Source organism: Aliidiomarina shirensis (genome assembly GCF_003987345.1).
GTDB lineage: Bacteria > Pseudomonadota > Gammaproteobacteria > Enterobacterales > Alteromonadaceae > Aliidiomarina > Aliidiomarina shirensis.
Genome location: NZ_PIPP01000005.1, coordinates 85,247 through 97,052, shown reverse-complemented (window position 1 = coordinate 97,052; position 11,806 = coordinate 85,247). Strand labels below are relative to the sequence as shown.

Annotated in this window: 8 protein-coding genes; 7 read left to right on the top strand and 1 reads right to left on the bottom strand. The window is 48.2% G+C overall.

All coding sequences use genetic code 11. The annotated features are described in order from the left end of the window. Position 1 precedes the first annotated feature (1 nt). From bcsZ to prpF, 7 genes are all read left to right on the top strand, one after another. Positions 2 to 1,210 (top strand): cellulose synthase complex periplasmic endoglucanase BcsZ, encoded by a 1,209-nt coding sequence (bcsZ, locus tag CWE13_RS10545; protein WP_126808446.1) that lies wholly within the window; start codon positions 2 to 4, stop codon positions 1,208 to 1,210. After that, on the top strand, positions 1,200 to 4,499 hold the full coding sequence (locus CWE13_RS10540) for a cellulose synthase subunit BcsC-related outer membrane protein (protein WP_126808445.1): 3,300 nt from the start codon (positions 1,200 to 1,202) through the stop codon (positions 4,497 to 4,499). Before bcsZ ends, CWE13_RS10540 begins: the two co-directional genes overlap by 11 nt. Before the next feature lie 77 nt (positions 4,500 to 4,576). Further along, entirely contained in the window at positions 4,577 to 5,278 is a 702-nt protein-coding gene (locus CWE13_RS10535) for a GntR family transcriptional regulator (protein ID WP_126808443.1), read from the top strand. Next, positions 5,262 to 6,140, top strand: coding sequence for a methylisocitrate lyase (gene prpB / locus CWE13_RS10530; protein ID WP_126808441.1), 879 nt, complete (start codon positions 5,262 to 5,264; stop codon positions 6,138 to 6,140). The genes CWE13_RS10535 and prpB overlap by 17 nt, the downstream gene beginning before the upstream one ends. A 72-nt stretch (positions 6,141 to 6,212) precedes the next feature. Next, positions 6,213 to 7,337, top strand: coding sequence for a bifunctional 2-methylcitrate synthase/citrate synthase (gene prpC, locus CWE13_RS10525; RefSeq protein ID WP_126808439.1), 1,125 nt, complete (start codon positions 6,213 to 6,215; stop codon positions 7,335 to 7,337). Between the two features lie 82 nt (positions 7,338 to 7,419). Then, positions 7,420 to 10,011, top strand: a complete 2,592-nt coding sequence (gene acnD, locus CWE13_RS10520) for a Fe/S-dependent 2-methylisocitrate dehydratase AcnD (protein WP_126808437.1) — start codon at positions 7,420 to 7,422, stop codon at positions 10,009 to 10,011. Then, positions 10,004 to 11,173: a 2-methylaconitate cis-trans isomerase PrpF gene (gene prpF, locus CWE13_RS10515; RefSeq protein ID WP_126808435.1), complete on the top strand. Its 1,170-nt coding sequence runs from the start codon at positions 10,004 to 10,006 to the stop codon at positions 11,171 to 11,173. Before acnD ends, prpF begins: the two co-directional genes overlap by 8 nt. Positions 11,174 to 11,284: 111 nt before the next feature. Here the strand turns inward: prpF and CWE13_RS10510 are convergent, their stop codons facing one another. After that, the gene (locus CWE13_RS10510; RefSeq protein ID WP_126808434.1) at positions 11,285 to 11,785 is read right to left on the bottom strand and encodes a DUF1543 domain-containing protein; all 501 of its coding nucleotides are present in this window, start codon (positions 11,783 to 11,785) and stop codon (positions 11,285 to 11,287) included. Positions 11,786 to 11,806 lie beyond the last annotated feature (21 nt).

The window sequence follows — 11,806 nt, the reverse complement described above, 5'->3', positions numbered from 1 at the left end:
TATGTTTAAAAGAGTTGCGCATATATTGATAGGTATTATGTGGGTATTCGCTCTGGTGGGTTGCGCTGAGCCACCATCGGCAGCAGCCCGTAAACCGGATGCACTCACGTTTTCCTGGCACTGGAAAAATTTCACTTATTACTTTATTGATGCGCAAGGGCGCGTGATTGATCTCGATTCTGAGCGAAGTATTTCAACCTCTGAGGGGCAAGCATATGGCATGTTTTTCGCCCTGTTGGCTGACGACCAAGAAACTTTTGCGAAGTTGCTGCACTGGGCTGAGAATAACCTTGCTGATGGTAGTTTAGCGGATCAACTTCCGGCGTGGTTATGGGGGCGAACCGACGAAGATAGTTGGGAGGTTCTCGACAGTAACTCGGCAACGGATGCTGATATATGGATGGCGTATGCATTGCTAGAAGCTGGCGAACGTTGGCAGACACCAAGATACACTGCCTTGGGGCGGCGTTTGGCAGCGCGAATCATTGAGGAAGGTACATATCAATCAGACCACGGTTTGGCGCTGCTTCCGGCGCCTTATGGTTTCACTGGAACCGATGACGAATATTTAATCGTTAATCCGAGTTACTTTAGTTTGAGTTTATTCATTGGATTAGCAAATCACACGAGTGATTCCAGATGGCGCGAACTGTTTGCTACGAGCACGAGAATTTTAAAGAATTTTCGTGCCTACGAAATGGGGAAAGAAGGCTTTATACCTGATTGGCTGGCGATAAATTTAGCGCTAGAGCCTAGATCGCCAGAGCAAGTAGCTATTCATCAAAACGTAAATGTGCGTGAAGGTAGTTATGATGCTATTCGCACATACCTGTGGCTAGCGCAGGAAGCGCAGCGTTCCCCCGAGAATGCTCTGCTGCATGATTATGTAGGCATGCGCAACAGTATTGCAGTTAAAGGCTACCCACCCAGAGCTGTTTTATGGTCGGCGAACGATACTGCAGAGCTACAACAGCAAGAGCGCGGTCCTATTGGTTTTTCGGCAGTATTACTACCTTATCTAGAGGCACTTGGCGAGAGCGAATTGCTACAAGCGCAAAAAGATAGAATCGTGGCGCAAGAACATACCACGTACAAACGAAACTACTATGATCACATGCTGCTTATGTTCGGGTTAGCAACTTTAGATTGTTTTCAATTTTCGGCAACAGGCAGTTTGCAGTTCAACGCTGGAGCGATGAATGGTTGTTAAGGTTGTTTCTGTAGTCACGAAAATATCATGCCTCGTTTGGTTCATGATGTTATCACCGTTGGCGCATAGCCAAGAGAATACGGCTGATGAGCAATCGGTACGCTTACTCGAAGAGCGTATTTCGTTATGGTACCAACGTGGCCGGCCAGATCGTGTTGCTGGCGTAGTTGAACAAATGTTGCGCGTTAATCCTCAAAGCCCGGTATTGCTTGAAGCGCAGGCTTCTCTTGCATTGCAAGAGAATAATCAACAAAGAGCACGGGAGATACTCGCAACACTTGAGCAAGTTGCGCCACAGCATCCATCAACTATTCGCTTGCAACAAACCGTGGGCCTTTCTCAAGAACAACAATCGGCACTTGGTGATGCGCGTATTTTATCGCTTGCGGGGCGCTATGAGGAGGCCGTAAGTGCGCTTGATAGAGCATTTCCAGAGCCACCTATTCAAGCAGATTTAGCTGTAGAGTATTGGCAAATACGTACGCAAGCAGGCGAAGCTGAAGCGGCATTGGCTGGCCTTACCAACTTACAGCAACGTTATCCAAACCAGCGGCGTATTGAACTCGCAGTTATCCGTACACGCTTAGTTTTAGGAGAAATAACGCCTGAAGATTTACGTCGAGTACAAGCGTTAGGTCGTGATTCGGTAGTAGGAATTGAAAGTTTGGCGCTATGGGCACGAGCCGCAAACTCGTTGCAGCCCGAACGTGGTGATCTTGATTTATTACGCGAATTTTTAGCCGAGTACCCAGATAGTAACCAAGTTCGAGAAGTGTATGAGCGATTAGGTGCTGAGTATGAGGCACAACAAGCACTGCTTGATGACCCCGATTACCGGAAGCAACTGCGCGGCTTGCAAGAGCTTGAAAATGAAAATCCGGAAGCGGCAGAGGCCTGGTTGCGAGAAGCGTTAGCTACTCGCAGAGATGATCCTGAGCTATTAGGCGGTTTGGGATATGCAACTATGCGCCAGGGTCGTCAACGCGAGGCAATACGTTGGTTTCGCTTGGCCGCAGCGGCGGCACCCGACACTACGGTGTGGTTAGAGCTGGAACAAGTGGCAACATTTTGGCGCGATGTCGATCTCTTTGATGAAGCTATGCTGGCCGGTGAACAGGCAAAATTAGGTGCCCTGTTACGGAGCTTACGTGCCAATCCTGAAGCGGAGTTTCAACCGGACGTAATGTTGTTGCGAGAAGCTCGCTATGCAAGTGTCTTGGGTAACGAACAGCGCGCTCAGGAATTATATGCGCAATTGGTAGCTGAAAATCCAGATAGTACGCCCGCAGCGTGGGCTTTGTTTGCCACGTATCGCGACGCCGACGACCCGCAGGCAATGACGGACTTCTTTTTAAGCTTATCGGATGCGCAAGCGTTGGAAATCGCGCCGGAGTACCAGCGCTGGCAAGCAAATCAAAGAGTTATAGCCGCTGATCAGGCAGTAGCTGAAGGCGATTTAGCGCTTGAATATCAGGAATTAGAGCAAGCACATAATTTAAATCCAACAGATCCATGGCTTGTTGCCCGTTTGGTGGCTTTAGATGAGCAAGCAGGACGGATTCAGCTTGCCGAAGAGCGGTTTGCGAAGTTACTACAAATGAACGCGAGTGCCGATAGTTACTTTGCGTATGCCCTATTTCTGGCTCGGAATGATCGAGAAGAGGAGGCTCTGCAAGCGTTGGCAGAAATTCCTGCTGACGAGCAAACAGAGAATACCTTAGACATGCAAACTCGCTTAGAGCTGAATCAGCGTGTTGCACGTTTTAACGAGGACTGGCGACGAGGCTTTGAGCGCGATCCGGGGCTCTTCTCTGAAGTTGAAGTTGGTCAAGTGGTGACGATCGTATCGACAATGGCGGATAGTGCAACGCGTGATGATCAACACCTATTGGAACAGATATCGGCTCGACTTTCAGAGCTTGATACCAGTGAACCTGATACAGCGGCAGCATATGCCGAAGGCGCTCGTTTTGCTGAAGCTGTGGGTGCTACCGACCAAGCTTATACCTGGTCATTGCAGGCCATTCGCTTGCAACGAGGAGGCGTAGCCGATGACCGCGAGCTTTGGCGCGCTGCGGCAACTGACGATTGGCGTGTAGCGGGTTTGCAGAGCCGTGCTCAGCGTATGGCTGAAAACTCTGAGGCGGTTCTCTACCTGGCGTTTGATCGGAGTGCTAAGGGTGGTACACCGGGCATTAGCGAGTTGCAGTCGGATACGCTATTAATTGATTTACGTGTTCCTTTTAGCGAGCGGGCGGGCCACTGGTTTGTTCGCGTTGACCCGACTTGGGTAGATGCAGGCGCCGCAGATTTAGATGATAATTTTTGGCGAAATCGTTTTGGCACTGGATTGGTATGTGAAGCAGATTGCCCTACCGGAGTTCAGCCGGTAAGCAAAGATTTCGGTGTAGCACTTGGTGTCGGTGTTGAGTTCGAGGACTGGTGGGCGGATATAGGCCGTAGCCCAATCGGTTTTAATCGCAGTACTTGGGTTGGGGGTATCGGTTTACGCACTACAGCAGGACAGTTCGGGCTACGGTGGAATGCCGAGCGCCGCATTTTATCATCAACCATGTTGAGTTTTGCTGGCCAAAAAGATCCGTTTTCTGACTACAGTTGGGGTGCGGTTACAAGAAATGGTTTGGGCGTAAGCGCAAGCTGGGATCAGGGCGAGCGCTTTGGTTGGTGGGGTAGCCTAGGGGCAGAATATTATACCGGTGATCATGTGGCATCGAATCACCGTTGGTACGCCTATCAAGGCGGTTATATGCGTGCCTACGATAGTGAACCTTTTGCGGTTACCGTTGGGTTGAATACGTTATTTTGGGGTTTTGACAAAGATCTAAGCCAAAGCACCTTTGGCCAAGGCAACTATTACAGCCCCGAATTTTATCAATCAGTTAGTTTGCCTGTTACTATATTTGGCCGCTTTTCTCGGTGGTCTTATTTGCTAAGAGGTTCTATTGGCTACTCTGATTCCACACTTGCTGCCAGTGAGTTTTTTCCTACGCGTCCTGATATACAGCAACGTGCGTTAGATATTTCCGGCGAAACGGGAATAGATCCTATATTCTTGGAAGGAACTGGTGGCGGCAAGAGCCACAGTTTATCGGCTGTTATCGAATATCAAATAAATCATCATTGGTACGTAGGTTTTAGCACGAGTTTAATTCGTTCGGATACCTTTGTTCCGGACCAAGGCTTGATATATCTGCGTTATCACTTCGGTGGTAATAACCTACCAGTACGGCGTCCGCCACAACCACCATCTCGTTACGTAGATCGCTAGAATTGTCGACAATCTAACTTGAATGATAGTTAACCACACACTATAATCTTCATTCCGTTTAATTATGTCGACAATCTATGCCTATTCAAAGTCCAGTGTGGCGTTCGCCAATTACTTCGTCCGATCGTGTGTTGCTTGAGATACAGCGAGCGATTGTTGAGGGTGATATTCCACCGGGTAGTAAAATTAGTGAGCCAGAGTTAGCGCGTCGATTCAACGTGAGCCGTGCACCATTGCGCGAGGCTTTGGCGCGGCTGGAACGTTGCCATCTAATTGAACGAACGCCTAACGCGGGTGCTCGAGTGGTTAAGCTTTCTCCGGAAGGGCTACTTTCGTTATATCAATTACGTGAAGAACTTGAAGGATTAGCATGCCGGTTGGCGGCTGAGAATATGCCGGAACATGAAATTGATGAACTCAGTGCACTGCTGGATCAGCACCTCAATAGCCAACGCGTTCGGGAAGGCGAGAGCTATTACCAAGAGGAAGGCGATTTAGATTTTCACTATCGAATTATTTTAGGTAGTAAAAACGCATATCTCATCAACATTCTCTGTGACGAGCTATACTTTTTAGTTCGCATGTATCGTGTTCAGTTGGGGATGAATGGCCCGCGGGTTTCGAGAGCTTTTGATGAGCACAAAGCAATTATTACTGCCATTGCTAATCGCGATGGTGAGTTAGCCGATTTATTGATGCGCCGCCACATCGGCGCTTCACGCAAAAATATTGAAATTAAACTTCTACAAATGAGGAATGAACATGACATCAGTAACTAGTGCGGGCGCAAAGCTACGCCAAGCGATAGCACAAGAACAGCCTTTACAAATAGTGGGCACTATTAATGCCTACACGGCAATGATGGCCGAACGTGTGGGCCACAAAGCGCTCTATTTATCAGGTGCTGGCGTTGCGAATGCCTCGTTTGGTTTGCCCGATTTGGGCATGACATCGTTAAATGATGTTTGTGAAGATATTCGCCGTATTACCGGCGCTACCGATGTACCGTTATTAGTAGATGCGGACACTGGTTGGGGTGGCGCGTTTAATATTTCGCGTACTGTGAAAGAAATGACACGTGCCGGCGCGGCTGGTTTCCATATTGAAGATCAGGTTGCACAGAAACGTTGTGGCCACCGCCCGAATAAAGAAATTGTTACCCAAGGTGAAATGGTTGATCGGGTGAAAGCTGCTGTAGATGCCCGTACCGATGATCAGTTTTTAATCATGGCGCGCACTGACGCATTGCAGCAAGAAGGTTTAGAGGCCGCGATTGCGCGTGCTCAGGCATGTGTTGAAGCCGGTGCGGACGCTATTTTCGCTGAAGCTGTGCACACTCTCGAGCAGTATCAGGCTTTCACCAATGCATTGAATGTTCCGGTGTTAGCGAACATCACTGAATTCGGCGCAACGCCTTTGTTCAACAAAGATGAGTTAGCCGGGGTTGGTGTGGAAATGGTATTATATCCATTAAGCGCATTCCGGGCGATGAACAAAGCAGCCTTGAATGTTTATGAAAATATTCTCGCGAAAGGCGATCAAAAAGATGTGGTAGAGAGCATGCAAACGCGTGCTGAACTGTATGATTTCTTAAACTACCACTCATTTGAAGAAAAATTAGATAGCTTATTTAAGAAGTAATTTGGCGCGCCACAAGTTCAAGCGCGAATGAAAACGAAAAGAATTGATGAATTTACCGAAGAGGATTGAATAATGTCAGAGAAAAAATTAGGCGGAGCCGGGTTACGCGGCCAAGTAGCGGGCGAAACCGCGCTTTGTACGGTAGGTAAAACCGGTTCTGGTTTAACCTACTGTGGCTATGATATTTCTGAGTTAGCAGAGAAAGTGAGCTTTGAAGAAGTAGCCTATTTGCTAGCGCACAGTGAATTACCGAATGAAAGCCAATTAGCTGAATATAAAGCGCGTTTGAAATCACAACGTGGCCTTCCTTCTTCATTGAAAGATGTATTAGAGCGCATCCCTGCAGATGCACACCCGATGGATGTGTTGCGCACAGGCTGTTCGTTCTTAGGCAATATTGAGCCAGAAACTGATTTCAGTGGTGCTGATAAAGCCATTGAGCGCATGCTTGCAACGTTCCCAAGCATTCTTTTGTATTGGTATCGTTTCAGCCACGATGGTGTGCGTATTGAAACTGAAACCAATGAAGATTCAATTGGCGCACATTTCTTGCGTTTATTGCACGGCGAATCACCTTCAGAACTGCATGCCGCGGTGATGAACACCTCATTAATTCTATATGCTGAGCATGAGTTCAATGCTTCAACCTTCACGGCTCGGGTATGTGCTTCTACACTTTCCGATATCCATTCTTGTGTTACCGGCGCTATTGGTTCATTACGCGGTCCATTGCATGGTGGTGCCAACGAAGCCGCTATGGAATTGATTGAAGATATGAAAGATGCCGATGATGCAGAGAAAACGCTGATGGGCATGCTCGAACGCAAAGAGAAGATTATGGGCTTTGGCCACGCCGTTTATAGCGAGTTTGATCCGCGTAACGATGTAATTAAAGCTTGGTCGAAAAAGCTGGCTGATGAATTCGGCGATACCCGTTTATATGGCGTATCAGTGCGTTGTGAAGAAGTAATGTGGCGCGAGAAGAAATTATTCCCGAATGCTGATTTCTTCCACGCTTCGGCGTATCACTTCATGGGTATTCCTACTAAGTTGTTCACCCCGATTTTTGTAATGTCGCGGGTAACTGGCTGGACAGCCCACGTGAAAGAACAACGCGCGAATAACCGTATTATTCGCCCAAGCGCTGATTACACCGGCCCTGAGCCACGGAAAGTTCCGGCAATCAACGAACGTTAATTGGCACAGCAGGGAGAAGCTTCGGTTTCTCCCTGTTTCTTTCTGCCTTCCAACTCTCTAACAACATAAGTTGTGGTTGATTATGAATACTGAATATCGCAAAACACTAGCTGGCACAAACTTAGAATACTTCGATACCCGCGCTGCGGTAGAAGCTATTCAGCCAGGTGCCTACGAAAAATTGCCTTACACTTCACGTGTATTGGCTGAAAACTTAGTGCGCCGTTGCCCGCCTGAGCAATTAACGCCGGCGCTGAAGCAAATTATCGAACGTAAGCGCGATCTTGATTTCCCTTGGTATCCAGCGCGCGTAGTTTGCCACGATATCCTAGGGCAAACGGCTTTAGTTGATTTAGCAGGCTTGCGTGATGCAATTGCCCAAAAGGGTGGCGATCCCGCCAAAGTAAATCCGGTTGTACCAACCCAGCTGATTGTAGATCACTCGTTGGCAGTAGAGCATGCGGGCTTTGATACCGATGCCTTTGAAAAGAACCGCGCCATTGAAGATCGCCGAAACGATGATCGCTTCCACTTTATTAACTGGACAAAAACCGCGTTTAAAAACGTAGATGTGATTCCGCCAGGTAACGGCATCATGCACCAAATCAACCTTGAGAAAATGTCTCCGGTTGTGCAGGTGCAAAACGGTGTAGCTTTCGTTGATACTTGTGTGGGTACTGATAGCCATACGCCTATGGTTGATGCCCTAGGTGTTATCTCAGTGGGTGTCGGTGGCTTAGAAGCCGAAAGCGTGATGCTTGGCCGTGCTTCTTACATGCGTTTACCCGATATTATCGGTGTAGAGCTTACGGGTAAGTTGCGTGAAGGCATTACCAGCACCGATTTAGTGCTCGCGATTACTGAATTCTTGCGGAAAGAACGGGTAGTGGGCGCTTACTTAGAGTTTTACGGTGAAGGCGCCGATAAGCTTACCGTAGGTGATCGCGCAACGATTTCAAACATGACACCGGAATACGGTGCCACGGCAGCAATGTTCTACATTGATAAGCAAACTACAGATTATTTAACGCTAACCGGCCGCGATGATGACCAAGTTACATTGGTAGAAAAGTTCGCCAAAGAAACTGGGTTATGGGCTGATAGCTTAAAAACCGCTGAATATGAGCGGGTATTAAAGTTTGATTTATCGTCAGTAAACCGGAACCTTGCAGGGCCTTCTAACCCACATGCATTATTGCCGGCTTCAGAACTTGCTGCCCGCGGTATTTCCGGTGTAGTGGAAAATGAAGAAGGCAAAATGCCTGATGGTGCGTGCATTATTGCCGCGATTACTAGCTGTACCAATACTTCAAATCCACGCAACATGATTGCCGCCGGCTTAATTGCACGAAACGCGAATAAGCTCGGTTTAACCCGTAAACCATGGGTGAAAACCTCACTGGCGCCGGGCTCAAAAACCGTAAAAATGTACTTGGAAGAAGCGAAACTACTACCCGAGTTAGAAACCCTTGGTTTTGGCGTAGTTGGTTTTGCATGTACTACGTGTAATGGCATGAGCGGCGCGCTCGATCCAGTTATTCAGAAAGAAATTGTTGAACGCGATCTATACGCTACCGCAGTACTTTCAGGTAACCGTAACTTTGATGGCCGTATTCATCCTTATGCGAAACAAGCATTCTTGGCATCACCGCCGTTAGTAGTGGCTTACGCTATTGCCGGTACGATTCGCTTTGATATTGAGAAAGATGCACTCGGCTATGATGCCGATGGCAATCCTGTAACCTTGAAAGATATTTGGCCAAGTGATGCAGAAATCGATGCCATTGTGAAAGAGAGCGTGAAGCCTGAGCAATATCGCAAAGTTTACGATCCTATGTTCAATATCTCTGTTGATATGGGTGAGAAAACCGAACCACTATATGATTGGCGCCCAGAAAGCACTTATATCCGCCGCCCTCCATATTGGGAAGGGGCTCTGGCAGGTGATTTAAGTTTACGTGGAATGCGTGCATTAGCGGTGCTTGGCGATAATATTACTACCGATCACCTTTCGCCTTCGAATGCGATCATGGCCGATAGCGCTGCTGGCGAATACCTAGCGAAAATGGGTGTGCCAGAAGAAGATTTTAACTCCTATGCTACCCACCGTGGTGATCACTTAACAGCACAGCGCGCTACCTTCGCGAACCCGAAGCTTATCAACGAAATGGCGATAGTAGATGGTGAAGTGAAGCAAGGTTCACTGGCTCGCGTTGAACCGGAAGGGAAAGTGGTTCGCATGTGGGATGCAATTGAAACCTACATGGAACGCAAGCAACCGTTAATTATTATTGCGGGTGCGGATTACGGCCAAGGATCTTCGCGCGATTGGGCAGCTAAAGGCGTTCGTTTAGCCGGTGTTGAAGCCATTGTTGCCGAAGGTTTTGAGCGTATTCACCGAACCAATTTGATTGGTATGGGTGTGTTGCCGCTTGAGTTTGCAGCTGGAACTACACGTAAAACCTTGGAAATTGATGGTACAGAAACCTTCGATGTTGAGGGTACACCGAGTGCGGGTGCAGCCCTTACCTTAGTGATACATCGAAAAAATGGTGATCGAATCGAGGTTCCTGTGAAGTGTCGCTTAGATACCATGGAAGAAGTATCGATATTTGAAGCTGGCGGTGTATTGCAACGTTTCGCGCAAGATTTCTTGGAGTCGAGCGATGCATAAACCGCAAATGAAAATTGCCGCCACCTATATGCGTGGCGGTACTAGTAAAGGCGTATTCTTTCGCCTCGATGATTTACCTGTAGAAGCACAGCAACCCGGGCCTGCCCGTGATGCAATTTTATTGCGGGTAATTGGCAGCCCAGATCCTTACGGTAAGCATACCGATGGTATGGGTGGCGCCACGTCGAGCACCAGTAAAACGGTTATTTTATCGAAAAGTGAAAGTGCCGAGCATGATGTCGATTATCTGTTCGGGCAAGTAGCTATCGATAAGCCTTTTATTGATTGGAGCGGTAACTGTGGCAACCTTACTTCTGCAGTTGGCTCATTTGCGGTAACCAGCGGCCTTATTGATGCAAGCCGTGTTCCGGAGAATGGAACTGCGGTGGTGCGCATTTGGCAGGCGAACATCAAGAAAACCATTATTGCACATGTGCCGATTACCAACGGCGAAGTACAAGAAACCGGTGATTTTGAGCTTGATGGGGTAACGTTTCCATCCGCAGAAGTACCTATTGAGTTTATGGACCCAGCCGATGGTGAAGGCTCAATGTTCCCTACCGGCAATGTGGTTGATGAATTGCATGTTCCGGGCGTGGGTACTTTTCAGGCCACTATGATTAATGCCGGTATTCCAACGATTTTCGTGAATGCGGCAGATATCGGATACACCGGCACAGAACTGCAGGGTGCGATTAACGAAAGCCCTGAAGCGCTGGCTATGTTTGAGAAGCTGCGCGCTCATGGCGCTCAACACATGGGCTTGATTCAATCACTAGAAGAAGCCGAAGCGCGCCAGCATACGCCGAAGATAGCTTTTGTGTCACCACCGGCAAATTATGTTTCTTCCAGTGGTAAAAGCATTAATGCCGGTGATATCGATTTGAATGTGCGCGCACTTTCAATGGGTAAGCTGCATCACGCCATGATGGGCACAGCGGCTGTTGCTATCGGCACAGCGGCGGCGGTTCCCGGGACACTGGTGAACCTAGCTGCAGGTGGCGGTGATCGCACTGCCGTTACGTTCGGCCATCCATCGGGCACGTTGCGCGTGGGCGCTGAAGCTAAGTTAGTGGATGGAGAGTGGCAAGTAACCAAGGCCATTATGAGCCGTAGCGCACGCGTATTAATGGAAGGTTGGGTTCGCGTTCCTGAGGTGTAACGCTGCCTATACCTTGCGTAAACTGGCCCTTCAGAAAACAAAAAGCCCCCTTGAATCCATGCAATTAGCGGCATGTTCAAGGGGGCTTTATTTTTGCTAACAGGAAAGCACCTAACCAATAACGTGATAACCCGCCCAGTCAGGTTCCAGAGCTTGCATACCGCCATCGTGATTCAAATGAATATACCAACCACCGAGTAAATCAACTGCAAGGCAATCATCAACGTTGTAGAGATCGTCTTTGTGTTGCTCAACACTATCCGTGAGTAGGCGGCCTTTCGCAATGCGCTTTGCTTCATCGGCTGTTTCTGCAACGCAAAGGGTAAAATCATGAAATTCTGGAATTTTGCCAGGATAATAGCCACCGAAATTCACAAACCAAAGCTTCTGAGATTGCGTTTGCGGCTGCTCGCTTAATTCAATTTGATAACCATCTACATGGTGCACAGCTAAGTAGCTATCTAAGTGTAATCCTTTTACGGTACCAAACCATTGCTGGCGTAACGCGGGGTAGCAATCTTCAATAGTTTCGCCAACCACAAAGCGCACATCATGCAACTCTATGTTTGCGTTTGGCGCGGTGCCACCTAAATAAACCATAAATAGCTGCATCGGTATTCCCCTTGTTTATGC

What these genes read in the sequence shown, in the direction of transcription:
- acnD (WP_126808437.1), top strand. Translation starts at nt 7,420, where the DNA reads ATGAATACTGAATATCGCAAAACACTAGCTGGCACAAACTTAGAATAC.
- prpC (WP_126808439.1), top strand. Translation starts at nt 6,213, where the DNA reads ATGTCAGAGAAAAAATTAGGCGGAGCCGGGTTACGCGGCCAAGTAGCG.
- CWE13_RS10540 (WP_126808445.1), top strand. Translation starts at nt 1,200, where the DNA reads ATGGTTGTTAAGGTTGTTTCTGTAGTCACGAAAATATCATGCCTCGTT.
- prpF (WP_126808435.1), top strand. Translation starts at nt 10,004, where the DNA reads ATGCATAAACCGCAAATGAAAATTGCCGCCACCTATATGCGTGGCGGT.
- bcsZ (WP_126808446.1), top strand. Translation starts at nt 2, where the DNA reads ATGTTTAAAAGAGTTGCGCATATATTGATAGGTATTATGTGGGTATTC.
- prpB (WP_126808441.1), top strand. Translation starts at nt 5,262, where the DNA reads ATGACATCAGTAACTAGTGCGGGCGCAAAGCTACGCCAAGCGATAGCA.
- CWE13_RS10535 (WP_126808443.1), top strand. Translation starts at nt 4,577, where the DNA reads ATGCCTATTCAAAGTCCAGTGTGGCGTTCGCCAATTACTTCGTCCGAT.
- CWE13_RS10510 (WP_126808434.1), bottom strand. Translation starts at nt 11,785, where the DNA reads ATGCAGCTATTTATGGTTTATTTAGGTGGCACCGCGCCAAACGCAAAC.